General features: G+C 60.9%; 13 protein-coding genes. 2 read left to right on the top strand and 11 right to left on the bottom strand.

The window, feature by feature from the left end:
* Positions 1–13 precede the first annotated feature (13 nt).
* From ABX75_RS13625 to leuC, 9 genes are all read right to left on the bottom strand, one after another.
* Positions 14–646, bottom strand: coding sequence for a phosphoribosylanthranilate isomerase (locus tag ABX75_RS13625; RefSeq protein ID WP_034114430.1), 633 nt, complete (start codon positions 644–646; stop codon positions 14–16).
* Positions 647–709: 63 nt separating this feature from the next.
* Positions 710–1,534 (bottom strand): tRNA pseudouridine(38-40) synthase TruA, encoded by an 825-nt coding sequence (truA, locus tag ABX75_RS13620; protein ID WP_034099162.1) that lies wholly within the window; start codon positions 1,532–1,534, stop codon positions 710–712.
* Between the two features lie 158 nt (positions 1,535–1,692).
* Positions 1,693–4,230, bottom strand: a complete 2,538-nt coding sequence (locus tag ABX75_RS13615) for a FimV/HubP family polar landmark protein (RefSeq protein ID WP_047882087.1) — start codon at positions 4,228–4,230, stop codon at positions 1,693–1,695.
* 164 nt (positions 4,231–4,394) lie between these two features.
* Complete coding sequence (locus ABX75_RS13610; RefSeq protein WP_034099166.1) at positions 4,395–5,405, bottom strand: aspartate-semialdehyde dehydrogenase; 1,011 nt, start codon at positions 5,403–5,405, stop codon at positions 4,395–4,397.
* 237 nt (positions 5,406–5,642) lie between these two features.
* Complete coding sequence (asd, locus tag ABX75_RS13605; protein ID WP_034099168.1) at positions 5,643–6,755, bottom strand: aspartate-semialdehyde dehydrogenase; 1,113 nt, start codon at positions 6,753–6,755, stop codon at positions 5,643–5,645.
* 64 nt (positions 6,756–6,819) lie between these two features.
* Positions 6,820–7,902: a 3-isopropylmalate dehydrogenase gene (gene leuB, locus ABX75_RS13600; protein ID WP_034099170.1), complete on the bottom strand. Its 1,083-nt coding sequence runs from the start codon at positions 7,900–7,902 to the stop codon at positions 6,820–6,822.
* 53 nt (positions 7,903–7,955) lie between these two features.
* The gene (locus ABX75_RS13595; RefSeq protein WP_034099172.1) at positions 7,956–8,720 is read right to left on the bottom strand and encodes a class I SAM-dependent methyltransferase; all 765 of its coding nucleotides are present in this window, start codon (positions 8,718–8,720) and stop codon (positions 7,956–7,958) included.
* Between the two features lie 136 nt (positions 8,721–8,856).
* On the bottom strand, positions 8,857–9,501 hold the full coding sequence (gene leuD, locus ABX75_RS13590) for a 3-isopropylmalate dehydratase small subunit (RefSeq protein ID WP_034099174.1): 645 nt from the start codon (positions 9,499–9,501) through the stop codon (positions 8,857–8,859).
* Between the two features lie 10 nt (positions 9,502–9,511).
* A complete protein-coding gene (leuC, locus tag ABX75_RS13585; protein WP_034099176.1) occupies positions 9,512–10,930 on the bottom strand; it encodes a 3-isopropylmalate dehydratase large subunit in 1,419 nt (472 codons plus the stop codon).
* 148 nt (positions 10,931–11,078) lie between these two features.
* Between leuC and ABX75_RS13580 the strand changes: the two genes are divergently transcribed.
* Positions 11,079–11,969 carry a LysR family transcriptional regulator gene (locus ABX75_RS13580; protein ID WP_034099178.1) on the top strand — a complete coding sequence of 297 codons (891 nt, stop codon included), beginning with the start codon at positions 11,079–11,081 and terminating at the stop codon, positions 11,967–11,969.
* Positions 11,970–12,039: 70 nt separating this feature from the next.
* Positions 12,040–15,318, top strand: coding sequence for an EAL domain-containing protein (locus ABX75_RS13575; RefSeq protein ID WP_047882086.1), 3,279 nt, complete (start codon positions 12,040–12,042; stop codon positions 15,316–15,318).
* 34 nt (positions 15,319–15,352) lie between these two features.
* Here the strand turns inward: ABX75_RS13575 and ABX75_RS13570 are convergent, their stop codons facing one another.
* Entirely contained in the window at positions 15,353–16,297 is a 945-nt protein-coding gene (locus ABX75_RS13570; protein WP_177329684.1) for a hypothetical protein, read from the bottom strand.
* Positions 16,298–16,384: 87 nt separating this feature from the next.
* Entirely contained in the window at positions 16,385–17,539 is a 1,155-nt protein-coding gene (locus ABX75_RS29405; RefSeq protein WP_177329683.1) for a hypothetical protein, read from the bottom strand.
* Positions 17,540–17,640 lie beyond the last annotated feature (101 nt).

The raw sequence follows: 17,640 nt of genomic DNA, 5'->3' as shown, positions 1-17,640 counted from the left end.
AGACTGCCAGCCGTCACATCCCGCCATTGCTGTCGCGCACGGCCTGCATGAACGCGCGAATCTTGCTGTGATCCTTGATGCCTTTGGCCTGCTCCACCCCACCGCTGACATCTACCGCATAGGGCCTGACTTGCTGGATGGCCGCACCGACATTCGCTGGGGTAAGCCCGCCGGCCAGGATGATCGGTTTGCTTAGCCCTTGCGGAATCAGCGACCAATCGAACGCCTCGCCCGTGCCGCCCGGAATACCTTCGACGTAGGTGTCCAGCAATATGCCCCGCGCACCGGCATAGGCGGCGCAGGCACTGGCGATGTCATCGCCGGCCTTGACTCGCAGCGCCTTGATGTAAGGCCGCTGATAGCTTTCACATTCTTCGGGGGTCTCGTCGCCATGGAATTGCAGCATGTCCAGCGCCACGGCATCCAAGGTTTCGTTGAGTTCGCAACGGCTGGCGTTGACGAACAACCCCACGGTGGTCACGAACGGCGGCAAGGCGGCAATGATGGCCCGCGCCTGCAACACATTCACCGACCGCGGGCTTTTGGCATAAAACACCAGGCCGATGGCATCTGCCCCCGCCTCGACGGCTGCCAGCGCGTCTTCTATGCGGGTAATCCCGCAAATCTTGCTGCGAACGGCTGACATGTCGTAGAAACCTCGGGGTTGGACCGCGAAAGTCCCGGATGGTAACAAAAGCTTTTCCGGGCGTCAGCCGCCAAGTTCGCTGAAGCCGGTCAGGAAGTGTGGCCCGATAAAACGCTCCGGCAGCTCGAATTCGTCCCGGTACTCCACTTGCACCAGATACAGCCCGAACGGGTGCGCCGTCACACCCCCGGTTCGCCGGATGCGGCTTTCCAGCACTTCCTTGGCCCATTCCACCGGACGCTCGCCGGCGCCGATGGTCATCAACACGCCAGCGATATTGCGCACCATATGGTGCAGGAACGCACCGGCACGGATATCCAGCACAATCATCTTGCCGTGACGGGTCACACGCAGGTGATGAACTTCCTTGATCGGCGACTTGGCCTGGCACTGGCCGGCACGAAACGCACTGAAGTCATGCACGCCGACCAAATGCTGCGCCGCCTCGGCCATCCGTTCGGCGTCCAGCGGGCGGTGGTTCCAGGTGATCTCTTCATTGAGGTGGGCCGGACGGATCTGATCGTTGTAGATCACGTAACGGTAGCGCCGGGCGATGGCTTTGAAACGCGCGTGAAAATGCGCGGGCATCACTTTGGCCCAGCTGACGCTGACGTCATGGGGCAAATTGATATTAGCGCCCATGACCCATGCCTTCATTGAGCGCTCGGCCTGGGTATCGAAATGCACCACCTGGCCGCAAGCGTGGACGCCGGCATCGGTGCGCCCGGCGCACATCAGCGACACCGCCGAGTCGGCGACTTTGGACAGCGCATTCTCCAGGGTTTCCTGCACCGTCGGCACGCCGGACGCCTGGCGCTGCCAGCCGCGATAGCGCGAACCTTTGTATTCAACGCCCAAGGCGATGCGGTAAAAGCCTGCGGCCGCCATTTCGGCGGCCGCGTTATCTATATTTGCCAAGAACTGAGAGCCTGATGAGTTGCGCAAAGGCGGCCATTATAAGGCCGCACGCCACATACGCCATGTGTTTGGTGGGCTGCAAAGCAAAACGGCGACCCGAAGGCCGCCGCTGCGTCAATGGCCCGTCATCAAGCCAGCCGGCCGAGCATCTCTTTGGCCTCGCCGCGCTGCACCTCGTCGCCCTCGGTGAGCACTTCGGAAAGGATGTCCCGCGCACCATCCGCATCGCCCATGTCGATATAGGCCTGGGCCAGGTCGAGCTTGGTCGCCACTTCATCGGTGCCGGAGAGGAAGTCAAACTCTGGCTCATCATCACCCAGCGCGGCGTCCTGCGCCGTGAAGGACGGGTGCTCAAGGCTCTGGGACAGGCGATCCAACTCAGCGTTGACGTCGTTCAGCTCCGAGGCGAACGCATCCGGCTTGGCCGCTGCCTCGGGTTCGTCCGCCAAGGACAAGTCGAAGTCCTCCGGCAGGTCGAAGTCGTCCAGGGCCGCAGGCGTCAACGTTGGCGGCTCTACGGCCGGCACGTCCTTCATCTCGCTTTCCAGACCCGAAAGGAAATCGTCGTCCGACTGCGCCGACGCTGGCGCGTCCAGCTGCAAGTCGAAATCCGCCAGCTCATCCGGGGCGGCCTGGGCTTGGGTTTGCTCCTTGAGCAGGGATTCGAAGGTCTGCTGATCGTCCTTGAGTTCGGCCGGGGATGCCGACTCCAGCTCGTCCAGGCTCAGATCGAAATCCGTATCGAACGCTTCCGGCTGCTGCGCGGGCTTATCTTCCAGCAACTCCTTGACGTACTGAGCGTCAAGGGCAGCGGCGGCCACCGCGGCGCTGACCCCCGCGGCCAGCACAGCCATCGCCGGGAAGCGCGCCTTGAGCTGCTCGACATGGGCGTGGTTTTCACCGTTGGCCACCAGTTGACGCTCTTGGGTGACGAAGCCGTCTTTGTCGTTTTGCAGGCCGTAGACCTCCATCAGCTTCAGGCGCAGATCGCTGCGCTTGGGCTCATGCTTGATCGCCTGCTCCAGTACATCGGCGGCCTGATTGAGCAGGCCGCGATCAATATGGGACTGAGCCAACGCCAAGGCGTCATTGGCGTTTTGCGGCGCGACCGCCGCGGCCAGGGGCGACAGCACGGACGCAACCGACGGTGCCACCACCGGCGCGCTCACCGCAGCAGGCGCGGGCGCAGCAGCCAGTTTGACGTTCGGTGGTGGCACCTCCAGGCCTTCAAAACTGTCCGGCGGCAGGTCCTGGTCGATATTGGAGGTGAATTCCGGTTCTTCGGCCAGGGCTCGCGCCATGCGCAGGTGCTTTTCTTCTTCGCGGCGAGCATTGCGATGGCGCAATACCAGCAGCAAAAGCAGCAGTGCAATCAAGGCCGCGGCACCGCCGACCACACCCAGGACGATCGGGTTGGTCAGCAGCTCATTGAACTTGCCTTCGGTGGCGGCCGGTGCCGCATCCGTCTTGATCGGTTCAGACACCGGGGCCACTGGGGTCGGTGTAGTCGGTGTGGTCGGTGTGGTCGGTGTGGTCGATGCAGCAGGAGCAGCCGGGGTGGCAGCGGGGTCGGCGGCCAGTTGGGCCGACATCGCCGGCGCTGCGGCGGCAGGGTCCGCTTTTTCAGCCTGGAGGCGAGCCAACTGATCGTTCTTCAGTTGAATCAGCTTTTGCAACTTGTCCAGTTGGCTTTGCAGGTCGGCGGCGCGGCTTTTCAGCTCTTCGTTGTCGCGGCGCGTGGTGTCCAATTGCTCCTGGGTCATCGCCAACTTGTCGCTCAGGGCCTGGCTGTCGCCAGCCTTACCCTTGCCGCCTTTCTTGGCCGCTTCGGCAGAGACCAGGCTCAGGTTGTCCTTGGCATTGGTGGTCGCCGGGGCATTGCCCGTCTGGGTGCGTTTGGTGGCGTCCAGCTGCTGCTTGCCGGCGGCCTGGTTGGCCGCCGTGCGACGGCCCTGACGCCAGGCCTCGTTCTGCGCCCTGACTTCGGCGATCGCCTGGGGTTGCGGCAGTGCAGTGCTTTGGACCGTGTCCGGCAGGCGCAGCACCTGGCCGGTTTTCAGCCGGTTGATATTGCCGTCGACGAACGCGCTCGGATTAAGTGCCTGGATAGCCAGCATAGTCTGTTGGACCGAAGCGCCATTGCGATGCTTTTCGGCAATTTCCCACAGGGTATCGCGGGAGGTGGTGGTGTGCTGGGCGGGCTTGCTCACGGCCGGCGCACTCAGGCGCGGCGCCGGGGCTGCGGTGGTGGCGGCCGGCTGATCGAACTTGGCCGGGTCAAGCAGCACGCTGTAGTCACGCATCAAACGGCCATTGGGCCATTGCACCTGCAACAGGAAACGGATGTAGGAATCGGGCAATGGCTTGCTGGAGGTGACGCGCACCACACTGCGACCATTGGGATTGACCACCGGGGTGAACGTCAGGTCATCGAGAAACGCCTGACGATCGACGCCGGCATCCACAAACGCCTGTGACGACGCCAGGCTCGGCGTGATCTCGGACGCCGTGAGGCCGCCGACATCGAGCAATTCGATTTCCACCGACAAGGGCTGGTTCAGCTTCGACTTGAGGGTCATTTCCCCCAACTGGAGCGCCTGCGCCATACCGGAGGACAGCGCCGAGGCGGCCGCTATTGCTAACACCAGTTTGCGAACTTGAACCATAGCCTCATCCTTTGTTTGAACGCTCCCCGGCCTGCGAGAAGGTTGGTAACCGCTGCCATAAAAGGCATGGCGAGCCGATAGGTCACCGACACGCAATTGTTCCTGCTTGGGGCCAAGCATAGCGCCTGGTTAGAATCAATCTACAAATTGCCGCCAAGTATCTTTTACACAAGGCCTTTTATCAACAACTGCGCCAGCTGCACGGCGTTGAGCGCCGCGCCTTTGCGTACGTTATCTGACGTCAGCCACAGATTTAGTTCCGCCGGGTCATCCACACCGGCACGCACACGCCCGACATAGACCACATCCTGGCCCACCGCATCGCCGACTGCCGTTGGATAATCGCCCTCCTCTACAAGCTCTATCCCAGGCGAGGTATCGAGAATGCGATTCACCGCAGCGAGATCGACCGGCGCCCCCAATTGCAGCGAGACAGTCAGGCTATCGCCAAAAAACACCGGGGCTTGAACGCAGGTTGCGGAAATCTTTAGCAATGGTGAATCCAGCACGGCGCGCAGTTCGTGTACCAGGCGCTTTTCCAGGGCGGTATGACCTTGAGCATCTGGCGTGCCGACTTGCGCCAAGAGGTTAAAGGCCATCTGGCGATCGAAAAACTTTGGCTCCAATGGCCGCGCATTCAGCAATTCGGCGGTTTGCCGGGCCAGTTCACTGACGGCTTCGCGCCCCTGTGCCGACACCGCCAGATTAGCTGTGACGTTAACGCGCTGGATATCCAGCAAGCCACGCAACGGCGCCAGGGCCACCGCCAGGTATGTGGCGGATGGGCTCGGGCTGCTCAGCAGGAACGGTTTGCCCAGTCCATCGAGCAGATGGGCATTGGCCTCAGGCACCACCTGCGGCGCCTGCTCGGCGGGCAACGCGCCCGACAGGTCGATCACCGAGCAACCCGCGGCCGTGGCGCGCGCAGCGAAGCTCATGGTCACGGCCGGGCCGGCGGCGAAAAACGCCAGGTGCGCTTTGCTGAAATCGAACTCGTCTACCTCTCTGACCCGCACGTTCTTGCCACGAAACGGCACCGAGGCCCCGGCGGAGTTGCTGCCCGCCAGCAGATACAAGGTGCCCACCGGAAACGCCAGTTCTTCGAGAATCTGCACCAGGGTTTCACCGACGGTGCCGGTGGCGCCGATCACGGCGACTTCAAAGGTCTGGGTCATGGGGGTTGCCTCGGGCATTGCGGGGGGAGCGGCACTTTACCGGGTGGCTGGGGGCGAGGCAATTGGTGTGGGGGTGTGGTGGAGCGGATGGCGCTATCGGGGGCAAGCCCCCTCCCACCTTTGAGTTGCGAACACATGCCACTGTGGGAGGGGGCTTGCCCCCGATAGCACCCGAACTCCCAACAAAAAACCCGCGCCTGTCACCAGAACGCGGGTTTCTCTTACCGCCTCAGGCGATCAACGCTCCAGCAGAATCCGCAGCATGCGACGCAGCGGTTCGGCCGCGCCCCATAGCAACTGGTCGCCGACGGTGAATGCGCCCAGGTACTGGGTGCCCATGTTCAGCTTGCGTAGACGACCCACCGGTACATTCAGGGTGCCGGTGACCTTGGTCGGGCTCAGCTCCTGCATGCTGATCTCGCGGTTGTTCGGCACCAGCTTGACCCAGGGGTTGTGCTGGCTGATCAGCGATTCGATATCGGCGATCGGCACATCTTTGTTCAGTTTGATGGTCAGCGCCTGGCTGTGGCAGCGCATGGCGCCGATGCGCACGCAGATACCGTCGACTGGGATCGGGCTCTTGAAGCGACCGAGGATCTTGTTGGTCTCGGCCTGGGCCTTCCACTCTTCACGGCTCTGACCGTTGGGCAGCTCCTTGTCGATCCAGGGAATCAGGCTGCCGGCCAACGGCACGCCGAAGTTCTCGGTCGGGTAGGCTTCGCTGCGCATGGCTTCGGCCACACGGCGGTCGATGTCGAGGATCGCGCTGGCCGGATCGGCCAATTGATCGGCGACGGCGGCGTGGGTGGCGCCCATCTGTTTGATCAGCTCGCGCATGTTCTGCGCGCCGGCGCCGGACGCCGCCTGATAGGTCATGGCGCTCATCCACTCGACCAGCCCTGCTTCGAACAGGCCGCCCAGGCCCATCAGCATCAGGCTGACGGTGCAGTTGCCGCCGACGTAGTTCTTGGTGCCGGCGTCCAGTTGCTGGTCGATGACCTTGCGGTTGACCGGGTCCAGGATGATCACGGCATCGTCCTGCATGCGCAGGCTCGACGCGGCGTCGATCCAGTAACCCTGCCAGCCGGCCTCGCGCAACTTGGGGAAGACTTCGCTGGTGTAGTCGCCGCCCTGGCAGGTCAGAATCACGTCGAGGGTCTTCAGCTCGTCAATGCTGTAGGCGTCCTTGAGCGGAGCAATGTCCTTGCCCACGGACGGACCCTGGCCACCCACGTTCGACGTGGTGAAAAACACCGGCTCAATAAGATCGAAATCCTGCTCTTCCAGCATCCGCTGCATGAGCACGGAACCGACCATACCGCGCCAACCGATCAGACCTACACGTTTCATCGCAACTACACCTTGTTAAAAAGTGGGCCGCCTTGCAGCAACAACTGCAAGCGGGCCCGAGAGATTACAGATTCCGCAGCGCGGCGACTACTGCGTCGCCCATTTCTTGCGTACCGACTTTGGTGCAACCCTGCGACCAGATGTCGCCAGTGCGCAAGCCCTGATCCAAGACCAGGCTCACGGCCTTCTCGATGGCATCCGCCGCGTCGCTCAGGTTGAAGGTGTAACGCAGCATCATCGACACCGAAAGGATAGTCGCCAGCGGGTTGGCAATGCCCTGCCCTGCGATGTCCGGCGCCGAGCCGTGGCAAGGTTCATACATGCCCTTATTGTCGGTATCCAAAGACGCCGACGGCAGCATGCCGATGGAACCGGTGAGCATCGAGGCCTGGTCGGACAGGATGTCGCCGAACAGGTTGTCGGTGACGATCACGTCGAACTGCTTGGGCGCGCGCACCAGCTGCATCGCGGCGTTATCGACATACATGTGGCTCAGTTCCACGTCCGGGTAGTCCTTGGCGACTTCTTCGACGATCTCGCGCCACAGTTGGCTGGACGCCAGTACGTTGGCCTTGTCCACCGAGCAGACCTTTTTGCCGCGCACGCGGGCCATGTCGAAACCGACACGGGCGATCCGGCGGATTTCGCTTTCGCTGTAGGGCAAGGTGTCGTATGCCTGACGTTCGCCGTTGTCCAGCACGCGCACGCCGCGTGGGGCGCCGAAATAGATACCGCCGGTCAGCTCACGCACGATCAGGATATCCAGACCCGACACCACCTCCGGCTTGAGGCTCGACGCATCAGCCAGCTGCGGATAAAGGATCGCCGGGCGCAGGTTGCCGAACAGGCCCAGTTGCGCGCGGATCTTCAGCAAACCGCGCTCCGGACGGATGTCGCGTTCGATCTTGTCCCATTTCGGTCCGCCCACGGCGCCCAGCAGCACGGCATCGGCGGCGCGAGCACGTTCCAGGGTTTCATCGGCCAGCGGCACGCCATGCTTGTCGATGGCGGCGCCGCCGATCACGTCGTGGCTCAATTCGAAGCCCAGGCTGTACTTGGTGTTGGCCAGCTCCAGAACTTTGACCGCTTCGGCCATGATTTCCGGACCAATACCGTCGCCAGGGAGAATCAGAATCTGCTTGCTCATGCTTGCCTCATTTCATCGGGCGACCCATCCGCGGGACAGGTCGGAAAAATTAATCAGCGCTCGGCCCACACTACCAGCACGTCGGTACTGAAGGTGCCGTCGGCTTGAATCTCGTAGTAATCGCGCACTTCCTGGCCCATCGCTTGCTGCAGCTCAAGAATCGCGGTGCGCAAGGCTTGTGGCGTGCGCATGCGCTCGACCCAAGAGGTGTATTCCAGACGCAGCCGTTGGCGGCTGCTGTTGCGTACGTGCAAACCCGCTTCGCTGAGCTGACGCATCCATTCAGCGGCAGAATAATCGCGTACGTGGCTGGTGTCGCGCAGCACTTCGACGGTTTGCAGGTAAGTGTCCAGCAGCGGGCTGCCGGGTGACAGCACATCGACAAAGGCCACCACGCCCCCTGGTTTAAGCACCCGGCGTACTTCGCGCAGGGCCAGGCCGAGGTCACTCCAGTGGTGGGCCGAATAGCGACTGAACACAAAATCGAACTCGCCATCAGCGAACGGCAAGCGCTCGGCGGCACCGTTTACGGTGCTTATATTGGTGAGACCGCGCTCCTGCGCGGCGGCGGCCACTACGTCGAGCATCTGCTGGGACAGGTCGTAGGCCACGACTTCCTTGACCAATGGAGCCACATGGAAACTCACATGACCGGCACCGCAGCCCAGGTCCAGCAGCCGTGCGTGGCCCTGCCCGGCAAGCTCGGCCTGGAGCAGCGCGAATTCGGTGCCTTGGGCGTGCACGGCACTGCTCAGGTAGGCCGAGGCCTGTTCGCCGAATTGTTTTTGCACGACTTGGGTGTGGGCGGTGGCGGTCATGGTGGCATCCTTCAAGGGTTGTGTTGCTGGTACCGGCCCTATCGGGGGCAAGCCCCCTCCCACATTTGAATGTATTCACAACTCAAAAGGTGGGAGGGGGCTTGCCCTCGATGAAGCCGGCCCTGCCTACATCAATTTACGCGTCACGAAACAACCAAGGCTGGCTGGCTCGGTGCTTGGCTTCAAACGCCGCAATCGCATCACCGTCCTGCAAGGTCAGGCCGATATCGTCCAGCCCATTGAGCAGGCAGTGCTTACGGAAGGCATCCACTTCAAAGTGATACACCTTGCCGTCCGGACGGGTCACGGTCTGCGCGGCCAGGTCCACCGTCAATTGGTAGCCCACAGTGGCTTCCACTTGCTGGAACAGCTCGTCCACTTCGGCGTCGCTCAAGATGATCGGCAACAGGCCGTTCTTGAAGCTGTTGTTGAAGAAAATGTCGGCAAAGCTCGGCGCGATGATGCTGCGAAAGCCATATTCTTCCAGGGCCCACGGCGCGTGCTCACGGCTGGAACCGCAGCCGAAGTTTTCCCGGGCCAGCAATACACTGGCGCCCTGGTAACGCTCGGCGTTGAGGACGAAATCCTTGTTCAGCGGGCGCTTGGAGTTGTCCTGATAGGCATAGCCCACGTCCAGATAGCGCCACTCGTCGAACAGGTTGGGGCCGAAGCCGGTGCGCTTGATCGATTTCAAGAACTGCTTGGGGATGATCTGGTCGGTGTCCACGTTGGCACGGTCCAACGGCGCGACAAGACCTGTGTGTTGGGTAAAAGCTCGCATCGGGTATTCCTCAGATCAATTCGCGAACGTCGATGAAACGACCGTTGACGGCAGCAGCAGCGGCCATGGCCGGGCTGACCAGGTGGGTACGGCCACCGGCGCCCTGACGCCCTTCGAAGTTACGGTTGGAGGTCGACGCGCAATGCTCGCCCGACTCCAAACGGTCCGGGTTCATCGCCAGGCACATGGAGCAGCCCGGCTCGCGCCATTCAAAACCGGCCTCAAGGAAGATCTTGTCCAGGCCCTCGGCCTCGGCTTGCGCTTTGACCAGGCCCGAGCCCGGCACCACGATGGCTTGCTTGATGGTCGAGGCGACTTTGCGGCCCTTGGCGATCACCGCCGCGGCGCGCAGGTCTTCGATCCGCGAGTTGGTGCAGGAGCCGATGAACACGCGGTCCAGCTGGATATCGGTGATCGCCTGGTTGGCGGTCAACCCCATGTACTTCAAGGCACGCTCGATGGAGCCGCGCTTGACCAGGTCGGTTTCCTTGGCTGGGTCCGGCACATTCTGATCCACCGCCAAGACCATTTCCGGCGAAGTGCCCCAACTGACCTGCGGCTTGATCTGGGTTGCATCCAGCTCGACCACGGTGTCGAACACCGCATCGGCGTCGGACACCAGGTCTTTCCAGGCTTCGACCGCCGCGGCCCAGTCGGCGCCTTGCGGGGCGAACGGCCGGCCTTTGACGTACTCGATGGTTTTTTCGTCCGCCGCCACCATGCCCACGCGGGCACCGGCTTCGATGGACATGTTGCAAATGGTCATGCGGCCTTCGATGGACAGATCGCGAATGGCGCTGCCGGCGAACTCGATGGCATGGCCGTTGCCGCCGGCGGTGCCGATCTTGCCGATCACAGCCAACACGATGTCCTTGGCGGTCACGCCAAAAGGCAATTGGCCTTCGACGCGCACCAGCATGTTCTTCATTTTCTTGGCGACCAGGCACTGGGTGGCGAACACATGTTCCACCTCGGAAGTGCCGATGCCATGGGCCAGCGCGCCGAACGCACCATGAGTGGAGGTGTGGGAGTCGCCGCACACCACGGTCATGCCCGGCAGCGTGGCGCCCTGCTCCGGGCCGATGACGTGCACGATGCCTTGACGCACGTCATTCATCTTGAACTCGGTGATGCCATATTCGTCGCAATAGTCGTCGAGGGTTTGCACCTGCAGGCGCGACACCTGGTCGGCGATGGCGTCGATGCCGCCCTTGCGCTCGGGAGTGGTCGGTACGTTGTGGTCCGGGGTGGCGATGATGGAATCGACGCGCCAAGGCTTGCGCCCGGCCAGCCGCAGGCCTTCGAACGCTTGGGGCGAGGTCACTTCATGGATGATGTGACGGTCGATATAGATCAGCGACGAACCGTCGTCGCGCCGTTTCACTTCATGGGAATCCCAAAGCTTGTCGTAAAGCGTTTTGCCGGCCATCAGTCGGTCCTCATCAGCGGTCTTTCTATGCCCCGGGTTTTGAGACGTATCAATAACCCTTTGGCTTGTGAGGCTGATGGTATGGCGCTACATTAAATAACTCAAATTCATATTTTTTATGCTTTGGATTACCAACTGGAATACAACAATGGACCTGGCCAACCTCAATGCCTTTATTGCCATCGCCGAGACTGGCAGCTTTTCCGGGGCCGGCGAGCGCCTGCACCTGACCCAGCCCGCCATCAGCAAGCGCATTGCTGGCCTGGAGCAACAGCTCAACGTGCGGCTGTTCGACCGGCTGGGCCGCGAGGTTGGCCTGACCGAAGCCGGGCGTGCCCTGCTGCCGCGCGCGTATCAGATTCTGAATGTGCTGGACGACACGCGCCGCGCCCTCACCAATCTCACCGGCGAAGTCAGCGGGCGCCTGACCCTTGCCACCAGCCACCATATCGGCCTGCATCGCCTGCCGCCGGTACTGCGCACATTTACCCGGCAGTACCCTAACGTGGCCCTGGATATTCAGTTTCTGGATTCGGAAGTGGCCTACGAAGAAATCCTCCATGGCCGTGCCGAAGTGGCGGTGATCACCCTGGCGCCCGACCCTCATCATCTAGTGCGCGCCACCTCCGTTTGGGACGACCCGCTGGATTTCGTGGTAGCGCCGGAACACAGCCTGGCCGGCGATAGCCCTGTCAGCCTGGCCGACATTGCCGGCCACCCGGCGGTATTCCCTGGCGGTAACACCTTTACCCACCATATTGTCAGCCGTTTGTTCGAGGCTCAGGGGCTCACGCCGAATATCGCGATGAGTACCAACTACCTGGAAACTATCAAGATGATGGTGTCCATCGGCCTGGCCTGGAGCGTGCTGCCGCGTACCATGCTGGACGATCAGGTGGCCAGTGTCGCTTTGCCAGGCATACAGCTCAGTCGGCAGCTAGGCTATATCGTGCACACCGAAAGGACGCTGTCGAACGCTGCGCGGGCCTTTATGAGCTTGCTGGATGCACAGGTCGATCTCCCGGGGATATCGGCATGACCTACTGCGTCCCGGTTTATTGAGCAGGACCGCGTTGTTTGCCCATTGAGTGAGCCAAGGCCCTTTGATAATGCGCACCCCCGTCGATTCCATGCCACCGCTGCCCCGCATCTACGCCCTCGACCCGCGTGAGGCGGAGCAAAGCTGGGAGAGCGCCCCGCAGTTGCTGGCGGCGCTCAATGCCGCGCGCCTGGGCGCATGGTGCTGGGAAATCGACAGCGGGCGCATCAGTTGGTCACGGGGCACCCAGGCGCTGTTCGGCTTCGACCCGCGCCAGCCACTGCCCAAGGACTTGGAATACCTGGAACTGCTGGACCCCGCCGATCGCTCCCGGGTGGTGCGCGCCTTCCACGCAGTCTTGGCCGGCGAGCCGTTCGAGCAAGCCATGCACCACCGCATCCAGTGGCCAGACGGCAGCTTTCATTGGCTGGAGATCAACGGCAGTGTGGTGCCGGATAACACCGGACGGGGCCGCATGATCGGGGTGATCCGCGAAATCACCGAACAGCGCGAGCGGGAGCGCGCCCTCAGCCATTCTGAAAAGCGCTTCGCCACGCTGTTCCACCTGTGCCCGAACATGGTGCTGCTGACCCGCCAGGCCGACGGCTTGATCAGCGAGGCCAACCAGTATTTTGAAATGCTGTTCGGCTGGCCTCTGGCCGATGCGATTGGCCGCACCACCCTGGAGCTGGGCCTATGGCGCCATCCCGAACAACGCGCGCAGCTGGTCAAAGCCACCCAGCGTAAGGGTGAACCGATCACCATGGAAGTGCAGTTCTGCGCCAGTAACGGCCAGATCCACGACGGCACGCTCAGCGCCCAAAAGGTCGAACTGGACGGTGAGGCCTACCTGATCAGCACGTTCCTCGACACCACCGAACGCAAAATGGCCGAGGACGCCCTCAAGGACAGCCAAGAGCGTCTCGACCTGGCCCTTGATTCCGCGCAATTGGGCACCTGGGACTGGCACATCCCCAGCGGCATGCTCTACGGCTCGGCCCGCGCCGCCCAACTGCATGGCCTGCCGCCGGAGCCGTTCCACGAGTCCTTCGATGCGTTTTTCGAAGGCATGCCCGATGAAGAGCGCGAAAATATGCGCCATGCCTACCGCACCCTGCGCGAAGGCCCGGCCGGCAACTATCAGCTGACCTACCGCGTGCCGATGGAAGACGGCTCCTCACGCTATTTGGAAAGCCGCGCCCGCCTGTACCGCGACGCCCAGGGCGCGCCGTTGCGCATGGCCGGCACCTTGCTGGATATCACCGATCAGGTCGAACGGGAACAGCGCCTGAGCGCCTCCGAAGAGAAATTCGCCAGTCTGTTCCAGGCCAGCCCCGACCCAATCTGCGTCACCGGCCTGGATAGCGGCGCGTTCATCGAGATCAACCCGGCGTTTACCCAGACCTTCGGCTGGAGCGTCGCCGAGGTCATCGGCAGAAGCGCCGATGAAATCGGCCTATGGAACGATTCGAGCCAGCGCCTTGAGCGCATCGAGCGAGTAATCCGCGAGCAAGCGCTGAACAATGTGGCGGTGGTGGCCCATCACAAAGACGGCCGCGCGCTGACCTGCGTGATTTCCAGCCGCCTGATCAAAGTGGGGGAGCAACCGTGCATCGTCACGACCTTGCGCGATATCACCCAGCAACAACGTTCGGAGGCGGCGTTGAAGGCCAGCGAAGAAAAGTTCGCCAAGGCGTTCCATTCCAGCCCGGACGCTATCTCGATCACCGAACGCGACACCGGCCGGTATCTAGAAGTCAACGATGGTTTCTGCCGCTTGACCGGCTACCGTGCTGAAGAGGCCATCGGTCTGACCCTCTATCAGATCGGCATCTGGGCCGACGACAAACAACGCTCGGCGCTGCTGGCCGAGCTGCAGATCAAGGGTCGCATCCATCATCTGGAGATGCTCTGGCACAACAAACGCGGCGAATTACTGGCAGTGGAAGTCTCGGTGGAGCCCATTACGCTGAATGAAACCCCGTGCCTGCTGCTGACGGCGCGGGATGTGAGCCTGCTGAAAAACGCCCAGGCGCAGATCCGCCACCTGGCCTATCACGACCCACTGACCAACCTGCCCAACCGCGCGCTGCTGATGGATCGTCTGAGCCAGCAGATTGCATTGCTCAAGCGCCACAACCTGCGCGGAGCGCTGTTGTTTCTGGACCTGGACCATTTCAAGCACATCAACGATTCCCTCGGCCACCCGGTGGGCGACACCGTGTTGAAAATCGTCACCGCGCGGCTTGAAGCCAGCGTGCGCATGGAAGACACCGTAGCGCGCCTGGGCGGCGATGAGTTCGTGGTGTTGCTTAGCGGTCTGGAAGGCTCACGCAACGAAGTCAGCCATCAGGTTCAGAACCTGGCCAATACCCTGCGTGAGTTGCTCTCGGAGCCAATGTTTTTGGACGGTCACCGCCTGCAAGTCACTCCCAGCATCGGCGTGGCGCTGATCCCCGACCACGGTTCGACCCCGGCCGACCTGCTCAAGCGCGCCGACATCGCGCTGTACCGCGCCAAGGACTCGGGGCGCAACACCACGCAAATGTTCCACAACAGCATGCAGAAGACCGCCAGCGAACGGCTGCGCATGGAAACCGACCTGCGCCTGGCCCTTTCCCGCGGCGAGTTCAGCGTGCATTACCAGCCGCAAGTGGACGCGCGCGGCAACCGTATCGTCGGCGCCGAAGCTTTGGTGCGCTGGCAGCACCCGCAATTGGGCGCGCAGTCGCCGGCGGAATTTATCAAGGTATTGGAAGACAGTGGCTTGATCCTTGAAGTCGGCACCTGGATTCTCGACGAGGCCTGCGCGGCGTTCGGGCAATTGCTTCAGGAGGGCAAGATCGACCCGTTGGACTTCAGCCTGTGCGTGAACATCAGCCCGCGGCAGTTCCGCCAGAGCGATTTTGTCGAGCGGGTGGAGCGCAGTCTGCAGCAGCACTCCTTGCCCTGCAGCCTGCTGAAACTGGAAATCACCGAAGGCATCGTGATCCAGAACCTCGACGACACCATCAGCAAGATGCGCCGCCTGAAAAAACTCGGCGTGAGCTTTGCGATGGATGACTTCGGCACCGGCTATTCATCCCTCACTTACCTCAAGCGCTTGCCGGTGGACGCGCTGAAAATCGACCAATCGTTTGTCCGCGATGCCACCCACGATCCCAACGATGCCGAAATCATCCGCGCCATTGTGGCCATGGCGCGCAGTTTGAATCTGGAGGTGATTGCCGAGGGAGTGGAAACCCCTGAACAACTGGCATTCCTGCAGATGCTGGGCTGCCATTTGTACCAGGGGTATTTACACAGTCGTCCGCTGCCGATCGAAGGCTTCAGACGGCTGCTGGTATAGCCGACACCCGCCCTTCAGCGCAGGTAAGCGACCCCTAGACCAAGGCTACTGCAACGCCCCGTCTCGGTGTCGAACCCTGTCGCCCCCACAACTCTTCACGTCCGTTGATAACCGCCACCGAATGCCCGGCTCGATTACACATGCCTATTTGTCCACGGGCGAGCTCACGCACGGAGACTCTTTTCATGTGCTTTTTCAATCCAAGCCGTTCAAACCCCTCACCTGCCATGGTTTCATCCTCACCGTTGTTCAAGCTGTGGATCGCTGCACGGTAACTCCTGCCCGCCGTGCCGTCGTTATTGTCCCGTTGAGCACGCTTGGCGCTCACCGCAAACAGAAACTGCGCATCCTTGAGCATTCCTTTGTCCGGGCCAATAAACTTCGCGCCTTGTGCGCCCTCTCTCAACTCTTGGTCGCTCAAGGTCAGTTCATAGCCGTCCCGCATGACCACGTGATAACCCGTACTGGTTTTTTTCACCTCTTTATAAATATCCGTTGGGCTTTGACCGAAGCGATGCATCGCCGCCTTAATCGCCGAGACAGTGACACAATTGCCATCGGGGCCCTGACGAAAACCACTCCAAATATTCTCCGGCTTGGCACCATTACGCTTGCTTGAAAGACCCGGGATATCCGTGGCGGGTCCGGGAGCGGGCGGTGTCGGATCAGGTACGACCTTTGGCAGAACGTCAGGGGGACGTGGAACGTCAGGTACGGCTGTTTCTTTTTTATTGGATATCAAGCCAATTAATTGGTTAAAAAATGAAGCAAACAATGCCACCAATGAATTGACCGCATCCGCATTTTGGACAGCACTATTTTTTACATTCGCGACGGCGCTGGGCGACGCATCAAACTTTATGTTATTTCTGGAAGAACCGTGCGAGACGTCTTCATTCACTGCATTGAAAGTATCAACACCAAGGACCTGACGCACATCTATCACACGCGCAACATTATTAATTAAAGGACATGGCATAACTGACTCCTTGAACAATGACCTCACCGAACCGAGCCGACACCGGAGAAGTCATTGTTTTACGTGAACGATCCTAGCCTGTTGTTTTCAACGCCTGAATGCAGGCCGCCTATTGAAACGCCAGTCCCTGTTATCGAATGTATTTTCCGCTGGGCCAGGGCTGGTCAAATCAGGTTCCGTTTTGTCAGGTTTAACTTCGACGAGGGTGTCCGGCTTGACGGGTGGCGTCACATTGGGTTTCGCGTCCGGCTTCACATCCAACTTCACGGCCGGCTTCATGTCCGGTTTCACATCCAACTTCACGGCCGGATTCGTGTCCGGTTTCACATCCAACTTCACGGCCGGGTTCGTGTCCGGTTTCACATCCAACTTCACGGCCGGGTTCGTGTCCGGTTTCACATCCAACTTCACGGCCGGGTTCGTGTCCGGTTTCACTTCCAACTTCACGTCTGGCTTCGTGTCCGGTTTCACCTCAGGCTTAACTCTCGGCGCGGGTTTTGGCGTTACGCCAGGCGTTACATCGGGATTGGGCCCAACGCGCACGCCTGGGACAACCCTTGGCCTGATCCCACTATCAGGCAATACGCCGTGGTCGGGGCAGTGACAATGGCTGACGTTGACATTCACCTGTACGTTCGCCTTTGCATCGTTGGTCACTGCGACCTCAGGCCGGGGCACTTGCGGCATCACCGGTGTTGGGGTGTTGCGGGCGTCCGCTAAAACCATCGACTTCTCTGCGTCAGCCTTACCGGAGAGGTCCGTTGTCTGAGGGGTTACCCGACGCTTTTCCAAGCCTGGTGTCACGGATGGGGCGGCAGCATCCGGCTTCACCGATTGCTTTTCCATATCCGGCTTTACCAATCGCTTATCTGCGCCTGGCGTCGCCGGTTGGTCAGCAGCATCCGGCTTCACAGGCGCTTTGGTGACGTCCGGCGTAAGACCCGGCGAATGCTTCAAACCAGACATAAGATCAGGCGCATTATTTCGCCCAACAAACACTTCCCGCATAGACCTAAAGAACTGTTCGATCATGTCAAACATCTTAGAGAGTGCACCCGCACTGAACATCAACTCGTTATTTTTAACGCTAGAATTTTCAAAGCGCGTCGTCGAAACATCGGAACGGGAAGTGCTACTAGGCGGGGTGGATTTAGCATCAGCGCTCGTCGGCTTGGACGACGGTTGATCGAGAATCGATGTATCAGGTTTTACAAAAGTAGGATTATTGATCGTTAGAGACATTCATAAATTCCTCAATTAACGCAACCTGACCCCGTTATAGGAACAGGAAAGCAATAGTCTTATTGACCAGCAAGCAACAAGGCTGCTTCACAGTCCCTACT

Source organism: Pseudomonas sp. ARP3 (genome assembly GCF_001029595.1).
Classification (GTDB): domain Bacteria; phylum Pseudomonadota; class Gammaproteobacteria; order Pseudomonadales; family Pseudomonadaceae; genus Aquipseudomonas; species Aquipseudomonas rhodesiae.
This window is presented reverse-complemented; position numbering and strand designations above follow the sequence as displayed.